Here is a 23,444-nt window from a genome sequence, read left to right on the forward strand (position 1 = left end):
AAGGTTACAGATTTAGATTTATTTTTCTTTCTGAGTGAATTCAAAATGTTGCTCAGCAAGCCATGTCAGTGACCGGATGGTATTCTCTATCTATATTTGTCGGACACCTGTAAGCGTTCTGACAAAGGAGGAGCATATTACCATCAAAATGGAAAATAGGGATGTCAAACTGGTTCGGACAGTACATTTTTTCGACAAGATCAATGTGTCGGGGTTTGATGCAGGAAAGTAACTCAATGATTCTTGCATCAGTGATGGTATGATAGAGCCCGTCTGGCGTGATTCTCAGCGTTGATGTTTTGAAAGGTATCACAGGATCAGCATCATCATGATGCAGTGCTTTAAATTTTTGAAATTATACTTATGATTGCGTTTTTTGTTCATGGCAGATGACGTCACGAACAATTGAACATAGGAAAGGAACGATAGGCTGTGTATGTCCGAGTCTGATCTGGTAACGATTAACAATCTGATGTTTTCTCGTGGTGACAGAAAGATTTTTGATGATGTGTCACTCCATGTCCCACAGGGAAAGGTCACCGCGATTATGGGGCCTTCCGGTATCGGGAAAACGACTTTGCTCCGTCTGATTGGTGGGCAACTGCTGCCTGAATCCGGAGAAATCTGGTTTGATGGGGCAAATATTCCTGCTTTGGGGAGAAATAAGCTTTATCAGGCGCGCAAGAAAATGAGTATGTTGTTTCAGTCCGGTGCGTTATTTACCGATCTGAACGTATACGATAATGTGGCATTCCCGCTACGGGAGCATACCGAATTGAGTGAAACATTCATTCGGACACTGGTATTGCTCAAACTCGAAGCGGTCGGTTTACGAGGCGCGGCTTATCTGATGCCGAGTGAATTATCCGGTGGGATGGCACGCCGTGCGGCACTGGCCCGGGCCATCGCCCTGGATCCCGAGTTGATAATGTTTGACGAGCCATTCGTCGGACAGGATCCAATGACGATGGGCGTATTGGTTGAATTAATTCGTCATCTGAATCAGGCTTTGGGGATCACATCCATTGTTGTCTCTCACGATGTTCCGGAAGTGATGAGTATTGCGGATTGGGTATATCTTCTCGCCGATGGAAAAATCATTGCTGAAGGGACGCCAGAGTCATTACACCAGAACAATGATCCGCGGGTCAGACAGTTTTTACAAGGTGAAGCGGATGGGCCCGTGCCTTTCCGCTATCCTGCGCCGTCACTTGAGAAGGACCTATTTCATGTTGGCTAGTTTTATTCAGTTTGCCGTTCGCACCGGGCGAAGAACATTTGATATCTGTGAGGCTTTTGGTCGTGCGACATTTATGTTGCTTGGTGCTTTACTGACTCGTCCTCACCCGGTGAAAAACTTTCCGCTGCTAGTCAAGCAAATCTATAGTGTCGGTGTGCTATCCATGGCCATCATCATTGTGTCGGGGTTGTTTATCGGCATGGTTGTGAGTTTGCAGGGCTATGTCATTCTGGTCGATTATGGGGCGGAAGGCAGTCTGGGAACACTGGTTTCTCTATCGTTGTTACGTGAATTGGGGCCGGTTGTGACTGCATTATTATTTGCCGGACGAGCAGGCTCGGCACTGACGGCTGAAATTGGTTTGATGAAAGCCACCGAGCAGTTGTCGAGTCTTGAAATGATGGCCGTAGATCCATTGAAGCGCGTTATTGCACCTCGGTTTTGGGCCGGTGTGATTTCGATGCCGGTATTGGCGATGATCTTTATGGCTGTCGGCATTTGGGGAGGACAATTGGTTGGTGTGGACTGGAAAGGGATTGACGATGGTAGTTTCTGGTCAACGATTCAGGCAACCGTCGAGTTAGGTCATGATATTGGTAACAGTATGGTGAAGTGCTTTGCGTTTGCTTTTACCATCGTGTGGATTGCCCTGTTTAATGGGTATGATGCGATGCCGACCTCTGAAGGTATCAGCCGAGCGACAACGAAAACAGTCGTCTATTCGTCTCTCGCTGTGTTAGGTCTTGATTTTGTTTTAACTGCACTGATGTTTGGGAACTAAACATGCAACAAACACGAACAATAGAATTTTGGGTGGGCACTTTCGTTATTGCCGGAATTTGCGCAATTTTGGTGATGATTTTTCAAGTTGCTGATGTAAAAGGTCTGGGATCGGATGATAGTTATCAACTGACCGCGGAGTTTGACAATATCGGTAGTCTGAAAGTCCGTTCTCCCGTCAAAGTCGGCGGTGTGGTTATCGGTCGGGTTTCTGAAATCAGTCTGGATCCGGAATCATTAAAGCCGATGGTTAAATTATCAATCAGCAGTCGATACAAAGAATTTCCCGCGACGTCCAGTCTGCAGATTTTGACATCCGGGTTGATTGGTGAACAGTATATTAGTTTGGTGCCCGGATTTGTCTGGGGAGATGAAACCGAGTTGCTGGGCAATGGTGACAAGGTTGAAGATACTAAGTCTGCATTAGTGCTGGAAAATCTGATTGGGCAGTTCCTCTATCGGAGTGGTAATTCCGGTGGTGATAAAAAAAGTCAGGCAGACACGAAGGAGTAAGGGATGTTAATGCGCTATATGATGTTACTGGTGGTTTTATTCTGTTCGATGACCAGTCAGGCACAAACCATTGATATGCACAATCCTTATCAGATGATGAAGCAGGTGTCAGAAAAGACGTTTCAGCGTTTGAAATCTGAGCAAAGTAAGATTCATCAAGATCCGAACTATCTGAAAGTGATCGTCAAAGATGAGTTGATGCCTTATGTCAATTATCAGTATGCAGCTTTAAAGCTGTTAGGTCCTTACCTGAAAGGTGCCAAGAAGGATGATGTCCTGGCATTTATCGACGCATTTCAAGGCTATCTCATTAGTAGTTATGCGCAGGTTTTAACGCAATATAGTGATCAAGAAATTACATTTGGACCGGAGCCAAAAATCGATACAACAGACCGGATTACAACTGTGATGGTCAATATTATCGATACACCGAACCCTGATATTAAACTTGAGTTTCAACTGAGAAAATCGAAATCAGGCGAATGGCAGGCTTTCGATATGATCGCTGAAGGTATCAGTATGCTATCCAGTAAACGCTCGGAGTGGAGTGGCAAAATTAATAGTGATGGTATATTGGCTGTGGCGAATGAGTTGAAAACACTCTCTCAGCAACCGATCACAATTGAGAAAAAATCATGACACATCCTCAGTGGCATCCCCTTGAACAGGGCAACATTGAGTTGAGTGGTGCGCTGGATAGAGAAACTGTCCCCGGACTATGGCAGTTTCTGCAGCAGTGGCAACCGACTCATGATCAAATCATGCTTTCACTCGAAAATGTGGTGCGGGTCGATTCCGCAGGCATGGTATTGCTGATTCATTTAATAGAACATGCAAAAAAACGAAACTGCCATATAATGCTCAGTTTCGTGCCAGAGCAACTGAGCATGTTATTCCAGTTAAGTAACATTGAGTCGCTCGTAACAAACCATATTTCAGAATAAGTAATTAGGGGTAGATAGTGGATAGTGCACAAGTACAAGAGATTTTAGATGAGGCACTTCATCTTCACGAAATCCATGTTAAAGGGGAAGGCAGCCATTTTGAAGTGATCGCAGTTGATCAATGCTTCGATGGGATGAGCCGAGTGAAGAAACAGCAATTCATCTACGCCCCTTTAATGGCATATATTCAGCGTAATGATATTCATGCCGTTTCCATCAAAGCCTACACCCCGGCAGAATGGGAACGCGATAAAAAACTGATGTCTTTGTAAGGTTGATTCATGGAAAAATTTCGAGTAACCGGGTCAAATCAACCTTTACAGGGAGAAGTGGTGATTTCCGGGGCCAAAAATGCAGCGCTTCCGATTCTGTTTGCATCCATTCTGGCTCAGGAACCGGTTGATGTGGCCAATGTTCCTCATCTGCGTGACATTGATACGACCATGGCTTTATTGCAGCAGTTAGGCGCAAAAGTGGAAAGGAATGGTTCAGTGCATGTTGATCCCAGCCGTATCAATCAATATTGTGCACCTTATGATCTGGTCAAAACGATGCGTGCCTCCATTTGGGCGTTGGGCCCGCTGGTTGCCCGTTTTGGTCAGGGACAAGTTTCTCTGCCGGGCGGTTGTGCGATTGGTGCGCGTCCTGTGGATTTACATATTCAGGGGCTGGAGCAACTAGGTGCCAAAATCGTACTGGAAGACGGGTATGTAAAAGCAACTGTGGATGGTCGTTTGCAAGGCGCACATATTGTCATGGATAAAGTGAGTGTCGGTGCGACGATCACCGTGATGTGTGCAGCAACGCTGGCCGAAGGTGTGACCGTTTTAGACAATGCCGCACGCGAGCCGGAAATTGTTGATACTGCGATGTTTTTGAACACTCTGGGGGCTAAAATTTCCGGAGCAGGCACAGATACGATCACCATCGAAGGCGTTGAACGGTTAGGTGGCGGGCGACATACTGTTGTGGCTGACCGGATTGAAACCGGTACATTTTTGGTTGCAGCTGCCGTTTCTGGCGGCAAGGTCGTTTGCCGCAATACGCATGCACATCTGCTTGAGTCAGTCTTAGCGAAATTGGAAGAAGCCGGTGCAATGATTGAGAGCGGTGACAACTGGATTTCGTTGGATATGACTGGACGAACACTGAAAGCGGTCTCGATTCGGACGGCGCCGCACCCAGGCTTCCCGACTGATATGCAAGCTCAGTTTACACTGCTCAATATCATGGCTAAAGGCAGCGGTGTGATTACGGAGACGATTTTTGAAAATCGTTTCATGCATGTACCTGAGTTAATGCGGATGGGGGCGAAAGCCGAGATCGAAGGCAATACCGTTATTTGTGGTGATATTGACGGATTGAGTGGTGCTCAGGTGATGGCGACAGACTTACGTGCTTCGGCCAGTCTGGTCATTGCCGGATGTATTGCCAAAGGTGAAACCATCGTTGATCGGATTTATCACATTGATCGCGGCTATGAACGGATTGAAGATAAATTGTCGGCACTGGGCGCAACGATTGAAAGGTTCAGTGACGCCGGTTAATTGATTGTCGAATTGAGTCGAAACTGAAAAAGGGTTTCGGCTTTTTTATTGTGGGGCTGGTGTTGATGGCAGCCCTGATTTAGGAGAACAGAATGATTGCACTATTACGTGTGTTTGTTGTCGTGATATTTGCGCTATTCATGTTTATCTTCGGATGTGGCTACTGTTTGTTGAGCCCTCGCAATCCGAAGCATGTTTATACATTTGGTCGATTGTTTGCTCGTATGTCCCGTTTGTTTGGGATTAAACTTGAGCTGCGTTTGCCGGAGAATGCTCTTCAGCAGACACAAAGTATTTATATTGCTAACCACCAGAGTAATTGGGATATGTTTACCGTTTCTGCGGCTGTCACACCGAGAGTGGTCACCGTCGGTAAGAAAAGTCTGGTCTGGCTGCCTTTGTTCGGGCAGCTCTATTGGCTGACGGGCAATATCTTGATTGATCGTGCCAATAAAGCCAAAGCAAAAGGCACGATTGATCAGGTGGTCGATAGTGTCAAAAACAGCAAAGTTTCGGTGTGGATGTTTCCGGAAGGGACGCGCTCTCGCGGAAGAGGTCTATTGCCTTTTAAAGTGGGGGCGTTTCATGCCGCAATTGCCGCGGGTGTACCGGTTGTTCCGATTGTGTGTAGCTCAACCAGTCATCTGAAATTAAACCGTTGGAATAACGGACATGTCATCGTTGAGATGATGGCACCGATTCCGACGGAAGGCTTGCACAAAGAAGACGTTCGTCATTTGGCGAAAGAGTGTCATAAAGTGATGAAAGAGAAGCTTGAATCGTTGGATCAAGAGGTTTCTGTTTTAAATCAGGGGCGAGGATCAGTGATTAACTGATACGAACTGGTTTACCGCGCTTATGAAAAAGGTTGATAGCAATATCAACCTTTTTCTTTTTAGCGGCGTGCGCATCAGTCAGTGTATCAAGCTAAACCAAACACACTTCAAATCCGCTTAACGGACAGCGATGGCTTCAATTTCAATGCCAACATCTTTGGGCAGGCGTGCGACTTCAACGCAAGAGCGAGCCGGATAGTTTGCGACGTTGTGCTCATCGAAAAACTTGCCATATACTTCATTGACGGTCGCAAAGTCACCGAGATCTTTGACAAAAACAGTCATCTTCACAATATTGGCGACCGTTAAACCGGCAGACTCAATGATGGCTTTGACGTTTTCCAGAGACTGACGGGCTTGCGCTGCAATTTCGACCGGTACTTCGCCTGTGACCGGGTTAACCGGGATTTGTCCGGATGTCATGATGAGATTACCCAGATCAACACCTTGAACGTATGGCCCGATAGCTGCCGGCGCTGATTCTGTATGAATTACTTTTGTCATTGTTTTCTATCCATTACATGTTGCTTCAGAAAGGTCAGTTTGCCTTGATTCAGAGCGGAGGTAAAGCTTCAATCCTCCGGGGAATTTAGGTTCGCTCCGTGACGATTTCTCTGGAGAAAACTTTTTCGCAATACTTACATTTCAACCGAATATCCTGTTTCTTCTCCACAATGCTAAAACTACTTTCCACGGGTTCATCATGGGAGATGCAGTTGGTATTCGGGCAGGCAAAGACATTATTTACGCGTTGTGGTAGTTTCAGCGCGAGTTTTTTCACGACCTTGTAGTTTTCAATTTGGTTGACCGTCGCATGTGGTGCATACAGTGCCAGTTTGTTGGCTTGGGATTCGTTGATGAAGACATTTTCAATCTTCAGCAAATCCTTAATGCCTAAGGCTGATGAAGGCAGATTCAACCCGATAGTCACTTTCTGTGAGGATTGATGCATATCGAAAAGTTTTAATACCTTAATGCCGATTTGTGCCGGGATATGGTCGATAACGGTGCCGTTTTTAATGGCTTCTACCTGTAATTGTGAATCTTTTGGCATGATCATTTGCTCCCTTTACAGTGTTTCATTCAGCACAAGCGCAAGCAGTGCTTCGCGTGCGTAGACGCCATTTTCTGCCTGTTGGAAGAAATAAGCGTGTGGTGTTTGATCGACATCCGTGGTGATTTCATCGACGCGTGGTAGGGGATGAAGGACTTTCATATTCTCTTTTGCGTCCTGAAGCTGGGCGGCAGAAAGAATATAAGCCGAGCGAATATGCGCATATTCCGATTCATCAAAGCGTTCCTTCTGCACCCGAGTCATATAGAGAATATCCACTTGCGGAATTACACTCTCGATATCGGTATGCAAGCTATACTCATGGCCCGCTTCTTCCAGCTCTTCTAAGATATAGTCGGGCATTGCCAGTGCATCCGGGGCGATAAAGAAGAAACGATTGTTGTTAAACTTCGCCAGCGCCTGAGTCAGAGAATGAACGGTACGACCATATTTCAGATCACCGACGAACGCGATGTTGATTCCATCGAGACGTCCTTGTGTTTCGGTGATGGTAAAGAGATCGAGCAAGGTTTGGGTCGGATGTTGATTGGCACCGTCACCGGCGTTGATGACGGGCACACCGTTAGAGAATTCGGAGGCCAGACGTGCGGCACCTTCCTGAGGGTGACGCATAACAAAGGCGTCAACATAGGAAGAGATAATCTGCACGGAATCCGCCAGCGTTTCACCTTTCTTCGCCAGTGATGTATTGCCACTGTTATCAAATCCAATCACGTTACCACCAATCCGTTGAATCGCGGTTTCAAAAGAGAGGCGCGTCCGTGTAGATGGTTCAAAGAAGCAACTGGCAATGACCTTATTGCGGATCAATTCCGGCTGAGGTGTTGCTTTCAGCTGGCCTGCTGTGTTGACAATCAACTCTAACTCATCGCGTGTGAGTTCAGAGATTGAGATGATGTGCTTTTTATATAGCGAATTCGTCATGATCATCTTCCCTAGTATTTTCTGACAGCCATAAAAAAGCCCCCCGATCAGGGAGGCTTTCAAAAACAGTAACAGAGGAGAACCATAAGAGGAGGCAAGTGTCTTTGCTTACCCTAATGCAGCGTTGACAAGACTGTGTTGCGGAATGACCCCGAACGCTCATGATGTTCCCTCTGAGACAAATTGCTCGGCATTATACGCTTAACTTGATTGAGTGCAAGCGATTACATCGTGTCTGCGAAGAATAAATTTCAACTTCAGCGATTCGAGAATGTTAAGCGCCAAGCGTTGCGACCATCACCGCTTTGATGGTGTGCATTCTATTTTCTGCCTCATCAAATACAATCGAATAGTCCGATTCAAAGACTTCTTCCGTTACTTCCAGTCCCTGCATGCCATACTTCTCAGCGATTTCTTTACCGACCACGGTTTCATCATTGTGAAATGCAGGGAGGCAATGCATAAATTTAACATGTGGATTGCCAGTCAGCTGAATGGTTTGCATATTGATCTGGTAAGGGGTCATCAATGCGACGCGTTCATCCCAAGCTTCGGGGGCTTCGCCCATCGATACCCAGACATCGGTATAGAGAAAATCACACCCTTTGACACCGGCGGCAACATCTTCGGTCAATGTAATGGTTGCCCCTGTGGTCTTGGCGATTTCTTGACAGGTTTTGACAAGCGACTCTTCCGGCCAGAATGATTTAGGTGCTACGAGACGAATGTCCATCCCCATTTTAGCAGCACCAACCATCAGCGAATTGCCCATGTTATTGCGGGCATCGCCCAGATAGGCAAAGGAGATTTCATAGAGATGTTTGCCGCGGCTGTGTTCTTGCATGGTGAGGAAGTCGGCCAGAATTTGCGTCGGGTGGAATTCATCGGTCAATCCATTCCAGACGGGGACGCCGGCATAAGTTCCCAACTCTTCAACGATAGCCTGACCATAACCACGGTATTGAATACCATCATACATGCGACCGAGAACCCGTGCGGTATCTTTCATCGACTCTTTATGACCGATCTGAGAGCCGGATGGACCAATATAAGAGATCTGTGCACCCTGATCATATGCGGCCACTTCAAACGAACAACGGGTTCTGGTGGATGATTTTTCAAAAATCAGCGCAATATTTTTGCCCAGCAGTTTTTTCTGCTCGGTACCGGCATACTTTGCTTTTTTCAAATCTGTTGCCAGATCCAGCAAAAATTGGATCTCGGTTGGCGTAAAATCGAGAAGTTTGAGAAAATTGCGGTTGCGTAAATTAAAAGCCATACTTCAGTCCTGCAAGAGATCACCACGAATATGACTAGTAAACCATAGACCCCCCTGTTTTGTGAATAATTAGTTTAAAAAAATGGCGAATTATTCATAATAATCCGCCATTTTTGATTTTTTACTACATATTTTCTTCTGCGAACTCAGCCAGACGACTTCTGACAACCCCGTTGAGGTGAATGTTGGCACTGCCCGGGAAGTTTTTGAAGCGTTCGACCATGTAGGTCAGTCCTGATGTTACCGGGGTTAGATAGTGGGAATCGATTTGTGCCAGATTGCCTGAACAGACGATCTTGGTTCCTTCTCCACAGCGGGTAATGATGGTCTTGATCTGCGATGCGGTGAGGTTTTGACACTCATCTAATATCACAAAGGCATTTTGGATTGAGCGCCCTCGCATGAAGTTAATTGACTTAAACTGAATGTTGGCTTTATCACAGATATATTTTAGTGATCCTTCAGTACAGTGGTCGTGTTTATGTAATGCTTCCAGTGTATCGGTCACCGCACCAAGCCACGGCATCATTTTTTCCTCTTCTGAACCGGGGAGGAAGCCGATAGATTCCCCAATGTCAGGGGTATTCCGAGTGACAATAATTTTGTCGAACATTTTTTTCTCAATGGTTTGTTCGAGCGCTGATGCCAGTGCAAGCAAGGTTTTTCCGCTGCCCGCCGCCCCGGTCAAAATCACAAGATCAATGTCTGGATCCAAGAGGGCATCCAGCGCCATCGCTTGATAGATATTCTTTGGCGTGATATCCCAAGCTTTCCGGTGCATCATTCTCTCGCGGCTCATATCCTTGAGGGTCAGTTGATCACCGTCAATCGCTTCGACGCGTGCAGCAAAGTCACTCTCTTCATCCAGAACATATTGATTGAGGAAGGTGGGATCAAAAGGAGCACGGTTCAGGGTGTGGAATGTCTTTCCCTCTACGGTATAGCTGGACACTTCAGGAACCGAATTCCAGAAATTTCCGGGGCGAAGCTGGAATCCTTTGGTTAAATACTGAACATCATCAATCAGTTGGTCTGTACGATAGTCTTCAACATACAGAACACCTGCACCTTTGGCGCGTAGGCGCATATTAATATCTTTAGTGATCAGAACCACTTGACGAGGTGCACGTTTGTTTTGCAGATAAAGCACCGCATTTAAGATGCGATTATCACCCGCTTTGTCAGCAAATGCCTTGACGGTTTCTTGCAGTTCGAAATCAGCCAGAATCGAAATCGTCCCTTGTGCATCGCCATGTTTGGCGAAAGGTATGCCTTCTGATATTTCATCCGGGGTTGCATCATGAAACAGACTTTCCAGCGCACGGATTGCCACGCGAGCATCCCGGGCAACATCACGTTTACTGTCTTTGATTCGGTCGAGTTCTTCGAGGACGGTCATTGGAATGACTACATCATGTTCTTGGAAGGAATAAATAGCTAGCGGTTCATGGAGGAGGATATTGGTATCCAGGACAAACAGTTTCCGGTCGGTATCGCCCATAAGCGTCTCCTTGCCGTCAAGCGGCTGACTGAGAAGAGGTAGCTTGTCAGCAGAGGTCGAGAATCATACCGGATTGGGTTTGTATGTCTCTGCGACGTACTGCAAACCTTTTAACAAACCTGTTCAACAAACACAGTTACTGAAAACCGATTTGTTACTTACTACACTATTTTTGTTGCGAGCCCTATGCCAACTTCACGACCTGATTCAGGTACTTTCATTGTGCAGCCCAAGCATCAAATTCTGAAAGTCATGATTTCTGTATACCTAACGATGTAAGTATAGCAATCAATTAGTTTACAAATGACATCATTTTTTTACATTTTTATGTCAGTGCTCAACTCAGTGGATTTCACGTGACCTGTATCACAGCATCAAGTAAGATTAGCCCCCATTTTCTGCACCTAACTGGAATCACAGTCATAATGATACGGGTTAGTGACAGGCAGATTTTAGTGATACTTTGATCAAAATGAGGTGGTTGATTCATGGCTTTTGCGTTGGGGCAACGTTGGATAAGTGATACCGAAAGCGATTTAGGATTAGGAACAGTGGTGGCATTAGATGACAGAACCGTCACATTAATGTTTGCTGCATCAGAAGAGAATCGTGTTTATGCACGCCACGATGCACCTGTCACCCGAGTTATTTTTCATGCTGGTGATACCGTCGATTGCCAAGAAGGATGGACGTTGCTGATTGAACAAGTGAGCGAAGAGGACGGGGTTCTCACTTATATCGGTACGCGTCAGGATTCGCAGGAAACACAGGTTGAATTGCGAGAAATATTTTTAAGCCACCAAATTCGATTTAATAAACCTCAAGATAAGCTGTTTGCCGGTCAGATTGATCGGATGGACAACTTCGTATTGCGTTACCGCGCATTACTCAATCAGCATCAACAGCATAAAAGCCCGATGCGCGGACTTTACGGTGGTCGTGTCGGTTTGATTGCTCACCAACTTTACATTGCTCATGAAGTCGGGCAACGTCATGCCCCCCGCGTCCTGCTGGCTGATGAAGTCGGGTTGGGTAAAACGATTGAAGCGGGGATGATCATCCACCAACAAGTGTTGTCGGGTCGAGCGGAAAGAATTCTGATCGTTGTCCCTGAAACACTCCAATATCAGTGGCTGGTTGAAATGATGCGTCGTTTTAACCTGCACTTTTCTATTTTTGATGAAGAACGCTGTATCGAGTCACAGAGTGAGGCTGAAAATCCGTTTGAGACTCAGCAGTATGTACTCTGTTCTCTTGATTTCCTCCGCCAATATCCGCAGCGTTTCGAGCAAGCGAAAGCAGCAAGCTGGGATTTGATGGTTGTCGATGAAGCGCACCATCTGGCGTGGGAGGTTGATCAGCCCAGTGCTGAATACCAGATTGTTGAGACGCTGGCACAACAGATTTCCGGTGTTTTGTTATTGACCGCAACTCCGGAGCAGCTCGGCCGGGAAAGCCATTTTGCCCGGTTACGCTTGTTAGATCCGGACCGCTTTTATGACTTTGAGGCGTTTATTCAAGAAGAAGCGTCTTATGAACCGGTGGCTGAAGCGGTTTCTGCACTGGCTGAAGACCGGGCGCTATCCAATGAATCGAAAAATCATATCGTTGAACTGCTTTCTGAGCAGGATGTTGAGCCGCTTTTCCGGATTATTGACGGCAATACCAGCCATGAAGATAAAGTCAGTGCGAGAGAAGAATTAATCGGTAACCTGATGGACCGTCATGGGACCGGACGAGTGCTGTTTCGTAATACGCGTGCGTCTATTCAGGGATTTCCACAGCGTTGCGTCAATCTGATTCCGCTGGCACAGCCACAGGAATATATGGACTTTATCGAACAATATATCTCTTCGCTTGACGCAGACCACCGCCTGAAAATCGAAAGCGGTATGTATCCGGAGAGTGCGTATCATGCTCAGGCGCATAGCTCGCAGGTGTGGTGGATGTTTGATCCGCGTATAAACTGGCTGCTCGATAAAGTGAAGTCGAAGCGCAGTGATAAAATTTTGGTGATTGCCGCCAAGGCGGAGACCGCACTGCAGATTGAACAGGCATTGCGTGAACGCGAAGGCATCCGGGCGACGGTTTTTCATGAAGGTATGTCGATCATTGAACGCGATAAAGCCGCAGCTTATTTTGCTCAGGATGAAGGCGGGGCACAGGTGCTGGTTTGTAGTGAAATCGGTTCTGAAGGACGAAATTTCCAGTTTGCCAGCCAGTTGGTCATGTTTGATCTACCGATGAATCCTGACCTGTTGGAACAACGTATCGGACGTCTGGATCGGATTGGTCAAAAGCAGGATGTTGAGATCCACGCACCTTATTTACAGGGCTCGTCACAGGAAGTGATTGCCCGTTGGTATCATGAAGGCTTGAATGCTTTTGCGGAGACTTGTCCGACGGGAAATGCCGTGTTTGAATCCTTTGCTGAGCGTTTGATGGCGTTGTTATTGTCATCAGATGAGCATCAGTTGGAAGATTTGATTACCGATGCCCGTAAGATGAATCACGACTTGAAAGCGGCGCTGGAACACGGGCGTGATCGCTTGCTGGAGATGCACTCTCATGGTGGTGAAAAAGCCGAACAGATTGTCCGTGAAATTGCAGCAACAGACGGGGATACTGAACTGGTCGCTTTTGCGCTGAACCTGTTTGATACCATCGGATTGAATCAGGATGATCGCGGTGAACATACACTGGTGGTGACACCTTCTGAGCATATGATGGTTCCGAGTTATCCGGGATTACCTTATGAAGGGGCGACAATTACATTTGAGCGAGAAACGGCACTCTCCCGGGAAGATATCCATTTCATGACGTGGGAGCACCCGATGATTCAGGGCGGAATTGACCTGCTCCTGAGTGAGGGCGTGGGAACCTCTGCGGTTTCTTTGTTGAAAAATAAAGCACTGCCGATCGGGACGATTCTACTCGAGTTGGTCTATATCGTGGATGCCCAGGCACCCAAACGGAGTGGCATCGGCCGCTTCTTGCCTAAAACACCAATCCGTCTGATGCTGGATGCGCAGGGCAATGATTTGTCATCACAGGTGGCATTCGAAGGATTCAATCGTCAGCTTAGTCCGGTCAATCGCCATCTGGCCAACAAGCTGGTCACTTCTGTTCAGCAAGAGGTTCACCAACTGATTCAGAAAAGTGAAGATGTAATACCGTCGAAGGTGGAGAGTATTCGACAAGCAGCACGGCAGGAGATGGAATCGGTATTGAATCGCGAACTCGAGCGTTTACAGGCGCTTAAAGCGGTCAATCCCAATATTCGTGACGAAGAGATTGAGATTCTGGCAAATCAGATTTCAGCGTTGTCGGTGCTGATTCAACAAGCACAGTATCAGTTGGATTCTCTGCGCTTGATTGTCGTTTCACATCAGTAAGTTGTGTTTATTTCAAGTACAAAAAAGCCATCAGATGATGGCTTTTTTGATATTTAGCGAGTACTTATTGTTTACATGATACTTATTGCTTACATGAACCATTTCCACCAGAGAAATAGAGCCAGAAAGCCAAATAGATAAATCAGCCCTGCAATCGACAGCAATTTCATTTTCGGGCCCAGTGTCAGTGATTCGGGCAACGGTGTTCTGGTAACCAAAACATAGTTGAGCAGCGCAAAAACGGGCGTCGTAACGAATGCCATGATCATGGCAAAATTCAGCATCGGCAGTAAGGCTGACTTGGCAAAAGCGAGAATGCTCAGAGATGCTACCGAAACGATAAGCATCCATGGTGTTAGATAACGATGCTTGTTCTCATCTGTTTTCTCATCTGTCTTTTCTCGTTTTAACAGGCGTTGTGATTCTGCAATCACCCGGGAATAGCCATCGATGACGGTAATCGTACTGCCAAAAATACAGAAGAAAGCGATCACTGCAATCAGGTAGCGGGCCCATTCACCGATGGTCGATGCATATAAGTTGACTAACTGGTGCGTAAACCCAATGCCTGACTTGGACAATTCGGTTCCCGTGCCATGAATCAATAATGCACCGAGAGCAAGAAAGACAATCGCCAGAATCGCGGTCCCGATATAGCCGACATTAAAATCGAACAGTGCCGATTTCGGCGTGACATGCTGCTGAGCACACTGATTTTTTAGCCAAATCGAGGTGAGGCTGGAGATCTCAATCGGTGCCGGCATCCATCCCATCGTGACAACCAGAAAGCCGATCGCCGCAAATGTCCAGGGCGATGGATCGGGTGCGTCCGCGACGGTGGCGACTGGGTGGCCAATAGCAATCACAACTGCTGAGAGGGTAGCAATCGTGAGAACGGCCATGATCATTTTCGCCAGTGAATCGAGTGCTTTGTAGTGGCCGGCAAATAAAATGATCAGGCAGGTGACGACGACAATGATCGATAAAGTCAGACTGGATAATTCAAACGGCATGAAATATCCCAACAGACTGGCACTAAAGAGCGTCAGTGCTGCCGTATTGATTACCGCTGAAATGATACTCAGCAGCATAAAAATCCACAGGTAAGGTTTGCCGAGCTGAGCATAACCATGAACCAGACATTCCCCTGTGCCCATTGTGTATTGAACACCCGCTCGGAAAAAAGGGTATTTAAAAAGGTTCACGAGCAAGATTAAGACTGCCAGTTGCCAGCCATAGATTGCACCGGCTTTGGTTGATGCCACGAGATGAGATCCACCGACGGCAGCGGCAGCCATCATAATTCCGGGACCGAGTGATTTGATCACTCTGGACAATGAAGACCCCTGTGGAGAGGGATAAGCGGCAGCATTTTCCATTCTTGTTCCTTAGTTTGAAGCAATTATTTAAAGCAATTGTGTGCAGTGATGTTGTGTCGTTTTTATTTTGTGTGTTTGCACTATTCTGTGTGTTTGCACTATCGCGGGTAACGATAGACTGATAATGCACGCTGTATTTTTCATGCGTGTCTTTGTTATTTTGTCAATGAAACTCATGAATATCATATTTGTCGTAGGTGTCAATTTATATAGACATAAATGTTTAAAAATGGGGACGAATCATAGCGGGGTATGATCACTTGGTAAGGATTTATCCCATGATTGTACCGCTCATGAGGCAGACCAATCAGACTGCATCTTGCTGTGATTTCGGTATATAATGCAGCGCGTTTTTTCTCTAGAGATGCTGATATGGCAATGACATCGTACACGCCTCCGACAACACCGTGGACGGAGATTATTTATCAAGACGAGCATATTTTGGCGGTCAATAAACCTTCCGGTTTGCTTTCGGTACCCGGCAGGGAGCCGGAACACTATGACAGTATGTGGAGTCGCTTGGTGGATGATTATCCGGAGATTCAGGTGGTCCACCGTCTGGATATGGCGACCTCCGGACTGATGCTGTTTGCCAAGAATAAACATGTAGAAAGTGCACTGAAAAAACAGTTTCAGTATCGATTAACGCATAAGGTCTACTATGCACGAGTGTGGGGCAACGTTGAGTCCGATGAGGGTGAAGTCGATTTACCGTTGATCTGTGATTGGCCGAATCGTCCCCGCCAGAAAGTTTGTTTTGAAACCGGTAAGCCATCTCGGACTTTGTTTCAGGTCGTCGCCAGAGAAGCGCAGACGACGGTTGTGCGTCTTTTCCCTGTGACCGGGCGATCCCATCAGTTGCGGGTTCATATGCTCGCTATTGGTCACCCGATTGTGGGCGATGAGTTTTATGCTCCGGAAGCAGCCAAAGCGTTTGCGCCGCGACTCCATTTACATGCCGCTGAACTGAGTTTTTATCATCCCAAAAGTCATTGGTTGCGACGCATATTTGTGCCGTGTGAGTTTTATCCTGTAGCCGAAGCGATCATTTTCGAACATTTTGACCCGGAGAGAAAACTGCCGGATTACAAAAAGTTGCCGAGGCCATAGCTGCATTCCCCAACCCAGAATAAGGAGCAAAGAATGTCATTACCGCGAGTCGTATTTGTCGATCGAGCCACGATCCCGGCCCATATTCACTTTCCTGAGCTTCCTTTCGAACATCAGTGGGTGAGTTATGATGAGACATCATCGGCACAATTACTGGAAAGAGTACGGGATGCCGATATTCTCATTACCAATAAAGTGGTGCTCAATGCTGAGTTACTCTCTCAGCTTCCCAAGTTACGCTTGATTGCTGTTACGGCAACCGGTGTGAACAATGTTGATATCGAATATTGCCGGGCGCATGACATCGCTGTCACGAATGTGCAGGGGTATGCCACGCGCTCCGTGCCCGAACATGTGATTGGTATGATATTCGCACTCCGGCGTCACCTGATGGCCTATCATCATGATATTGCCCGGGGGGAGTGGCAACAGCGTCGGCAATTTTGCTTTTTCACGCATCCAATCGGTGATGTGGCCGGGAGCACCCTTGGGATTATCGGTCGTGGCTCTCTGGGACAAGCGACCGCTAAACTGGCTCGGGCGGTGGGGATGCAGGTTATCTTTGCTGAGCGTAAAGGGGCATCGGGTTGTCGGGAAGGACTTTTACCGTTTGAAACGGTGTTACGTCAGGCTGATGTCGTTTCATTACACTGTCCTTTGACCGAAGAGACCCATCATCTGCTTGGTGCCGATGAGTTATCTATGATGAAGGCTAACGCGATTCTGATCAATACCGGAAGAGGTGGGCTTGTGGATGAAATCGCACTGGTTGATGCGTTGATGTCCGGCGCTATTAGTGCTGCCGGTGTTGATGTATTCACTCAGGAGCCTGCCGATGAGCGCAATCCTCTATTGGCAAATATTGATTTACCGAATTTATTGCTGACACCACATATTGCCTGGGGAAGTGATTCTGCGATTCAGCAACTGGTCCAGCGATTAATGGATAATATTGCCGCATATCATCAGGGGCAAAAACAGAATCGAATTGTTTAGTGAGTGGTGAATTGCATCACCTCAACTGAGTAATTTGGGATATTTGTGCACTATTTTTTGGCAAGACGTCTCACATTCATGCGCTTGTCACGCAGATGCGTGCAGAATATTCGTATTGTTGATAATATTGCTACTTTATATCATGTACCCGACTCATCATTATGGTGGTTCGGATATATATTGAATGTAACGTCAGGATTGACTCATGAACGAAAATAATACTGTGAATCCTCTCCGTTTTAATGGGCGGACTGGGGAGTTTTTTGGCATTTGGATTGTGAATATTTTGCTCTCCGTACTGACATTGGGAATCTATTCGGCTTGGGCCAAAGTGAGAACCAAACGTTATTTCTATGGAAATACATATCTCGCCGAAGATAACTTTGAATATCACGGCACCCCCAAACAAATTCTTAAAGGGCGTGCGGTTGCCATGCTGTGTTTATTAATTTGGGTGATGCTCAGTTCTGTCTCTGAAGTCGCATCTGCTGCCTTATTAATTTTATTTTACGCGGTGTTACCTTGGATGATGTGGAGTAATGTCCGCTTTGATTCTGCAATGACCAGTTATCGAAATACTCACTTTTCTTTTGCAGGTTCACTCAAACAAGCTTATCTCACCTTTATGGGACGCGGCGTTGTTGCTATTCTCGCTTTTATTCTGGGGATTGCAGGTATTTCGTTGATCGCGCAGATGAGCCAGAGTGTGGTGATGATTGTGATCATGGTGATTGCTTTCATTGCGCTGTGTGCATTTATTCAGGCATGGGTGATGACTGGCGTATGGCGCTATTTTATGAATGGCTACCGATACGGGAATGCAAATTTTTCTGCGGTACTGGCCAGTAAAAAACTCTTTTTCATCAATTTAGGTGCTATCGGAATCTTTATTGGCGGTGCGCTGATTCTATCCGTGTTTATCGGTATTTTCTTCTATTCAATGGTGATGAATATCATCATGAATATGGACAACTTAATGTATTCGATGAATGACAGCATGCTCGCAGGCATCATCTTTGGATATCTGTTATTTATTGTGTTAGGGATGATTTCCGCTGCTTATATGAGTGTCCGGATTCGAAATTACGTTTTTTCTCAAACCGCTGTCTCGTTGGATGAGCAGTCAATTGAGCTCAATTCCAGCTTCTCAGTGTTGAAATACGTTGGTCTGTTATTGACGAACATGCTGGGGTTAGTTTTCACATTAGGGTTAGCCCATCCGTGGGTGAAAGTTCGTATGGCGAGATATTCAGCCGCGCAGACTCAGGTGATCGGTAATTTAGATATGATTGAGGCTGTGGATCAAGATTCCGATGTACGTTCAGCGTTGGGTGATGAGCTGGTTCAGGCCTTTGATATCAATTTAGGGATTGGATAATGCGAGTGGAAGGGGCGGCTTATCCGCCCCGTTTATCACAGCGGTGCGCTGCGGATATCGAAATCTCCGGAGAACAGATCGAACTGCGTTGTGATAACGAGTTGGTCAGTCAGACTTCGTTTGAGCAGCTGACGCTGAGTGATAGTGTTGGTAATCTCCCGGTTCGGGTCTCTTTTCCCGATGGATGGGTTTTTGTCCCTGAGCGGAATGAAGATATCGACTGTTTGCTGCAAAAGAAGGGCAAAAAATCGCTCAGAATCCGCCAGATTGAATCTAACCTATGGTTGATTTTGGTTAGTATTGTTTTCTGTATTGCGATGCTGTTTGCCGGTTATCGTTATGGGATTCCATGGTTCAGTCATTATGCGGCCCGAATGTTACCCGAGCGTGTGCCAGTCTTCGTCGGAGAAAAAATTCTCGACCAGTTGGGGGAACAGTTTGAAACGAGCCATATTCCGGCTAAGCAGCAACAAGCGATTAGACAGCGGGTCGCTTTACTCCAACAGCAACTCCCACCGATGCCTTTCCCGGTACAGATTGAGTTTCGCGACAGTGAAATCGCTAACGCATTCGCGTTGCCCGGAGGTAAGATCGTGCTCCTTGATCCTTTGGTTGAACTTGCCCGGAACGATCAGCAACTCGATGGGGTGATTTTGCATGAAATGGGGCACGTTTATCATCGCCATATGATGGAGCGGTTGGTTGAATCGAGTTTAATGGCGGTCGTGGTGGCTTCGTTAACCGGAGATACATCGGGTGTTGTGCATCAGATGATCGGTGCCGGCGTCTTTGTGATGAATACCGGCTTATCGCGTGACATGGAGCGTCAGGCCGATCAGTTTGCCAAACAGGCAATGTTGAAAATCTATCATACCAGTGAGCCAATGGCCGAGATGTTTGAGTTGCTTCAGCAGCAGCAAATGCAACATATGCCGGACTGGTTGAGTTCGCATCCTAATTTTTCTGAACGGATTGAATCGATGCGCAAGCCATAGGGAACACCCTCGACAACTCAAGTGATCGTTGATGACAACCCATTGAGAGAGGCTATAAAAAAGAGGCAATAAAAAACAGCGGCAATGCCGCTGTTTTTGTGTCTGGAGTCGTAGCGGAGATTACAGCGCTGCAATCGTCGTTTGTTGCTCTGCCAGTTTCACCAATGCTTCTTGATAGCCTGCGAGTTTTTCCCGCTCTTTGGCAACAACTGCTTCAGGTGCTTTGGCGACAAAACCTTCGTTACCAAGCTTACCTTCAATCCGCTTGATTTCACCTTGCGTTCTGGCGATCTCTTTGGCGAGACGATCCAGTTCCGCAGCTTTATCGATCAACCCGGCCATCGGAATCATCAGTTCAGATTTGCCGACTAATGCCGTCGCACATGCCGGTGTTTCTTCATCTGCTGCCAGAATGCGCACATCTTCCAGTTTTGCCAGAGATGTTAAGACCTGTTGGTTTGCAGCCAGACGAGCTGCATCATTCGCATCAGTAGCCTTGAGCATGACAGACAACGGTTTACCCGGATTAATATCATATTCGGCACGCAGGTTACGAATACTGGTAATAAAGGCTTTTACCCATTCAATGTCATCCAGCGCTTTCTGATGGAAGTTTGCTTCATCATACTGTGGCAGCGCCTGCAACATGATGGTCTCCCCTTCAATACCCGCAACAAGCGGTTTGATGCTCTTCCAGATGGTTTCAGTAATGTAAGGAATTACCGGATGAGCGAGACGCAGGGTTTTTTCCAAGACGGTAATCAGGGTACGGCGGGTTGCACGTTGCTGATTTTCAGTTCCTTTCCACAAGATTGGTTTGGTTAGTTCCAGATACCAGTCGCAGAATTGGTTCCAAATAAACTCGTATAGTGTATTCGCTGCCATATCAAGCCGGAAATTATCGATATGGAGGTTAAAGTTTTTGGCTGCCAACTCAAACTGAGACTCGATCCATTGATCGGCCAGTGAATATTCAAGCTGCGCATCCGGTGCGAATCCACAATCCTGATCTTCGGTATTCATCAGCACGTAGCGGCTGGCATTCCAGAGTTTGTTACAGAAGTTCCGGTAACCTTCAAGACGTTTCATATCCCAGTTGATATCGCGTCCGGTTGATGCCATGGCTGCCAGCGTGAAACGCAGTGCATCTGTGCCATAAGCCTCTATCCCATTTTCGAAAGTCTTGCGGGTATTCTGCTCGATTTTGCTTGCCAGTTGGGGCTGCATCATATTGCCAGTCCGCTTGGTGACCAGCGATTCAAGGTCAATCCCGTCGATCATATCGATAGGATCCAAAACATTCCCTTTGGACTTCGACATTTTATCGCCGTTTTCATCCCGAATCAGTCCGGTGACATAAACGGTTTTAAACGGTACCTGTGGTTTGCCGTTTTCATCTTTCATGAAGTGCATCGTCATCATGATCATCCGAGCAACCCAGAAGAAAATAATATCGAAGCCTGTCACCAGTACATCCGACGGATGATACATTTTGAGTTCAGGAGTTTGTTCCGGCCATCCCAGAGTACCGAAGGTCCACAGTGCAGAAGAGAACCACGTATCCAGCACGTCTTCATCCTGATGAAGCGCTACATCAGCAGCAAGCGAATGTTTGCTACGTACTTCTTCTTCATGACGACCAACGTAAACGTTCCCCTGATCGTCGTACCATGCCGGAATGCGATGCCCCCACCACAGCTGGCGTGAAATGCACCAGTCCTGAATGTCACGCATCCAAGAGAAGTACATGTTCTCGTACTGTTTGGGGACAAACTGAATTTCACCATCTTCAACCGCTTTGGTTGCAACATCTGCCAACGGTGCTGTACGAACATACCACTGATCGGTCAGCATCGGTTCGATTACGACACCGCCCCGATCGCCATATGGGATCGTTAAATCATGATCTTTGATTTCTTCGAGCAAACCGAGTGACTCAAATTCAGCTACGATCAGCTTACGGGCAGCAAATCGCTCAACACCTTGATATTTCTCCGGTAACTCACATGGATAATCTTCGCTGGCTTCTCCTTTGCTGGTAAAGACTTCAGCTTCTTGGCGGATATTGGCATCGAAAGTAAAAATGTTGATCATCGGCAGGTTGTGGCGCTTGCCGACTTCATAGTCATTGAAGTCATGCGCTGGGGTGATTTTTACACAGCCCGTCCCTTTTTCCATATCGGCATGTTCATCACCGACGATCGGAATACGACGATTGACGATCGGCAGTATAATCTGCTTGCCAATCAGATCCTGATAACGCGGATCTTCGGGATTGACTGCAACCCCCGTATCTCCCAGCATGGTTTCAGGACGTGTTGTTGCCACTACGATGTAGTCTTTGCCGTCTGCTGTTTTCACGCCATCGGCTAACGGATAGCGGAAATGCCACATATGGCCTTTCTTATCTTTATTTTCAACTTCTAAATCGGAGATGGCCGTATGCAGTTTCGGATCCCAGTTGACCAGACGTTTACCCCGATAGATTAAGTCTTCTTCATACAGTCGGATAAAGACTTCCTGAACCGCAGCGTAGAAGCCTTTGTCCATGGTAAAGCGTTCACGATCCCAATCGACGGAGGCGCCTAAACGACGAAGCTGTTGCGTGATGGTTCCGCCGGATTCACCTTTCCATTCCCAGATCTTGTCGATGAAGGCATCCCGGCCGTAATCGTGTTTGGTTTTACCTTCTTCTGCAGCGATTTTGCGTTCGACAACCATCTGCGTAGCAATACCGGCATGATCGGTTCCGACTTGCCAGAGGGTATTTTTACCCTTCATACGCTGGCAACGGATCAGGGTATCCATGATGGTATCTTGGAAGGCATGACCCATATGCAGGCTACCTGTGACGTTCGGTGGCGGAATCATAATGCTATAAGATGCTTTTGATGTGTCACCGTTAGGCTTGAAATAGCCTTGCTTTTCCCAAGTCTGATAGAGAGCTTGTTCAATTGATGTCGGGTTGTATGTCTTTTCCATAGTGCTCTTAGATGGATACTGTCTGAATTAATCGGGATTAAACGTTATGACTAAGGTCTCTGAATGCAGAAAACCTGAGCAATAATGTTTATGGGTAAGCGATTTCAATGGTCTGGAGCTTATACCCGTTTTGACGATAGATTTTATACCGTTCTCTGGCCAGTTGTCTGGCATTTTTCTCACAAGGAACGAAGTCTATCACCTCTGTAAAGCGATTCGCAAAGGTTGTGTTGTTTTCTGCCATATTTATGACGATTTGCCGGTTCCGGGACGGGGAGACCTGCGGATAGCCGATTTCAATGGGCGTGCCATTTCTCGGGCCTTCTCCGACGAGATTGTGTGCCAGAAAGGTTTCAGCAGGGACTTGCCAGAAAAGCTCGGCAAACAGTTCAGCCTCATCGCGGTGATGGCAATTGAGATAGATTCTGGCCCCCTGATGCGCAAAATATTGAGCGAGAAACAGTACATACTCCCGGAATCCTTCGGGGTGTGCCTGACGGCTATCGGGTGAAATCAGATAAAATGTGGCGGTTTTCATCGGCATGTCGGACAAACATCAAAAAATAAAGA

Annotated in this window: 21 protein-coding genes; 13 read left to right on the top strand and 8 right to left on the bottom strand. The window is 46.8% G+C overall.

Annotated elements, in window-relative coordinates; all coding sequences use genetic code 11:
- Nucleotides 1-436: 436 nt before the first annotated feature.
- The 8 genes from mlaF (at nucleotide 437) to VRK_RS01790 (ending at nucleotide 5,860) form a co-directional block, all read left to right on the top strand.
- On the top strand, nucleotides 437-1,240 hold the full coding sequence (gene mlaF / locus VRK_RS01755; RefSeq protein ID WP_059119817.1) for a phospholipid ABC transporter ATP-binding protein MlaF: 804 nt from the start codon (nucleotides 437-439) through the stop codon (nucleotides 1,238-1,240).
- Nucleotides 1,230-2,021, top strand: coding sequence for a lipid asymmetry maintenance ABC transporter permease subunit MlaE (gene mlaE, locus VRK_RS01760; protein ID WP_059119818.1), 792 nt, complete (start codon nucleotides 1,230-1,232; stop codon nucleotides 2,019-2,021). Before mlaF ends, mlaE begins: the two co-directional genes overlap by 11 nt.
- A 2-nt stretch (nucleotides 2,022-2,023) precedes the next feature.
- The gene (gene mlaD / locus VRK_RS01765) at nucleotides 2,024-2,533 is read left to right on the top strand and encodes an outer membrane lipid asymmetry maintenance protein MlaD (protein WP_059119819.1); all 510 of its coding nucleotides are present in this window, start codon (nucleotides 2,024-2,026) and stop codon (nucleotides 2,531-2,533) included.
- 3 nt (nucleotides 2,534-2,536) lie between these two features.
- Nucleotides 2,537-3,172, top strand: coding sequence for a phospholipid-binding protein MlaC (mlaC, locus tag VRK_RS01770; RefSeq protein ID WP_059119820.1), 636 nt, complete (start codon nucleotides 2,537-2,539; stop codon nucleotides 3,170-3,172).
- Nucleotides 3,169-3,477 (top strand): STAS domain-containing protein, encoded by a 309-nt coding sequence (locus VRK_RS01775; RefSeq protein WP_059119821.1) that lies wholly within the window; start codon nucleotides 3,169-3,171, stop codon nucleotides 3,475-3,477. The genes mlaC and VRK_RS01775 overlap by 4 nt, the downstream gene beginning before the upstream one ends.
- A 17-nt stretch (nucleotides 3,478-3,494) precedes the next feature.
- Nucleotides 3,495-3,749: a BolA family iron metabolism protein IbaG gene (gene ibaG, locus VRK_RS01780; protein ID WP_059119822.1), complete on the top strand. Its 255-nt coding sequence runs from the start codon at nucleotides 3,495-3,497 to the stop codon at nucleotides 3,747-3,749.
- Between the two features lie 9 nt (nucleotides 3,750-3,758).
- The gene (gene murA, locus VRK_RS01785; RefSeq protein ID WP_059119823.1) at nucleotides 3,759-5,024 is read left to right on the top strand and encodes a UDP-N-acetylglucosamine 1-carboxyvinyltransferase; all 1,266 of its coding nucleotides are present in this window, start codon (nucleotides 3,759-3,761) and stop codon (nucleotides 5,022-5,024) included.
- 92 nt (nucleotides 5,025-5,116) lie between these two features.
- Nucleotides 5,117-5,860 (top strand): 1-acylglycerol-3-phosphate O-acyltransferase, encoded by a 744-nt coding sequence (locus VRK_RS01790; protein WP_059119824.1) that lies wholly within the window; start codon nucleotides 5,117-5,119, stop codon nucleotides 5,858-5,860.
- Nucleotides 5,861-5,977: 117 nt separating this feature from the next.
- Here the strand turns inward: VRK_RS01790 and VRK_RS01795 are convergent, their stop codons facing one another.
- The 5 genes from VRK_RS01795 to VRK_RS01815 all read right to left on the bottom strand — a co-directional run bounded on the left by VRK_RS01795 (nucleotide 5,978) and on the right by VRK_RS01815 (nucleotide 10,639).
- On the bottom strand, nucleotides 5,978-6,364 hold the full coding sequence (locus VRK_RS01795; RefSeq protein WP_059119825.1) for a RidA family protein: 387 nt from the start codon (nucleotides 6,362-6,364) through the stop codon (nucleotides 5,978-5,980).
- A gap of 85 nt (nucleotides 6,365-6,449) precedes the next feature.
- A complete protein-coding gene (gene pyrI, locus VRK_RS01800) occupies nucleotides 6,450-6,914 on the bottom strand; it encodes an aspartate carbamoyltransferase regulatory subunit (protein ID WP_059119826.1) in 465 nt (154 codons plus the stop codon).
- Nucleotides 6,915-6,929: 15 nt separating this feature from the next.
- Nucleotides 6,930-7,859, bottom strand: coding sequence for an aspartate carbamoyltransferase (gene pyrB, locus VRK_RS01805; protein WP_059119827.1), 930 nt, complete (start codon nucleotides 7,857-7,859; stop codon nucleotides 6,930-6,932).
- 274 nt (nucleotides 7,860-8,133) lie between these two features.
- Nucleotides 8,134-9,138, bottom strand: a complete 1,005-nt coding sequence (locus VRK_RS01810; RefSeq protein ID WP_059119828.1) for an ornithine carbamoyltransferase — start codon at nucleotides 9,136-9,138, stop codon at nucleotides 8,134-8,136.
- Between the two features lie 124 nt (nucleotides 9,139-9,262).
- Nucleotides 9,263-10,639 (bottom strand): PhoH family protein, encoded by a 1,377-nt coding sequence (locus VRK_RS01815; protein ID WP_059119829.1) that lies wholly within the window; start codon nucleotides 10,637-10,639, stop codon nucleotides 9,263-9,265.
- 488 nt (nucleotides 10,640-11,127) lie between these two features.
- On the opposite strand from VRK_RS01815, the gene rapA reads away from it, so the two are divergent.
- Nucleotides 11,128-14,034: an RNA polymerase-associated protein RapA gene (gene rapA / locus VRK_RS01820; protein ID WP_059119830.1), complete on the top strand. Its 2,907-nt coding sequence runs from the start codon at nucleotides 11,128-11,130 to the stop codon at nucleotides 14,032-14,034.
- Between the two features lie 89 nt (nucleotides 14,035-14,123).
- Here the strand turns inward: rapA and VRK_RS01825 are convergent, their stop codons facing one another.
- On the bottom strand, nucleotides 14,124-15,413 hold the full coding sequence (locus VRK_RS01825) for an NRAMP family divalent metal transporter (protein ID WP_059119831.1): 1,290 nt from the start codon (nucleotides 15,411-15,413) through the stop codon (nucleotides 14,124-14,126).
- Nucleotides 15,414-15,785: 372 nt separating this feature from the next.
- On the opposite strand from VRK_RS01825, the gene rluA reads away from it, so the two are divergent.
- The 4 genes from rluA to VRK_RS01845 all read left to right on the top strand — a co-directional run bounded on the left by rluA (nucleotide 15,786) and on the right by VRK_RS01845 (nucleotide 19,892).
- Nucleotides 15,786-16,523 carry a bifunctional tRNA pseudouridine(32) synthase/23S rRNA pseudouridine(746) synthase RluA gene (rluA, locus tag VRK_RS01830; protein WP_059119832.1) on the top strand — a complete coding sequence of 246 codons (738 nt, stop codon included), beginning with the start codon at nucleotides 15,786-15,788 and terminating at the stop codon, nucleotides 16,521-16,523.
- A gap of 33 nt (nucleotides 16,524-16,556) precedes the next feature.
- Nucleotides 16,557-17,519: a D-2-hydroxyacid dehydrogenase gene (locus VRK_RS01835; protein WP_059119833.1), complete on the top strand. Its 963-nt coding sequence runs from the start codon at nucleotides 16,557-16,559 to the stop codon at nucleotides 17,517-17,519.
- 205 nt (nucleotides 17,520-17,724) lie between these two features.
- The gene (locus VRK_RS01840; RefSeq protein ID WP_059119834.1) at nucleotides 17,725-18,897 is read left to right on the top strand and encodes a YjgN family protein; all 1,173 of its coding nucleotides are present in this window, start codon (nucleotides 17,725-17,727) and stop codon (nucleotides 18,895-18,897) included.
- Nucleotides 18,897-19,892 carry a M48 family metallopeptidase gene (locus VRK_RS01845; protein WP_059119835.1) on the top strand — a complete coding sequence of 332 codons (996 nt, stop codon included), beginning with the start codon at nucleotides 18,897-18,899 and terminating at the stop codon, nucleotides 19,890-19,892. Before VRK_RS01840 ends, VRK_RS01845 begins: the two co-directional genes overlap by 1 nt.
- A 120-nt stretch (nucleotides 19,893-20,012) precedes the next feature.
- Here the strand turns inward: VRK_RS01845 and VRK_RS01850 are convergent, their stop codons facing one another.
- Nucleotides 20,013-22,874 carry a valine--tRNA ligase gene (locus tag VRK_RS01850; protein ID WP_059119836.1) on the bottom strand — a complete coding sequence of 954 codons (2,862 nt, stop codon included), beginning with the start codon at nucleotides 22,872-22,874 and terminating at the stop codon, nucleotides 20,013-20,015.
- An 88-nt stretch (nucleotides 22,875-22,962) separates the two neighbouring features.
- Nucleotides 22,963-23,412 (bottom strand): DNA polymerase III subunit chi, encoded by a 450-nt coding sequence (locus VRK_RS01855; RefSeq protein ID WP_059122598.1) that lies wholly within the window; start codon nucleotides 23,410-23,412, stop codon nucleotides 22,963-22,965.
- Nucleotides 23,413-23,444 lie beyond the last annotated feature (32 nt).

This window comes from Vibrio sp. MEBiC08052, assembly GCF_001506075.1.
In the GTDB taxonomy this organism is placed as follows: domain Bacteria; phylum Pseudomonadota; class Gammaproteobacteria; order Enterobacterales; family Vibrionaceae; genus Vibrio.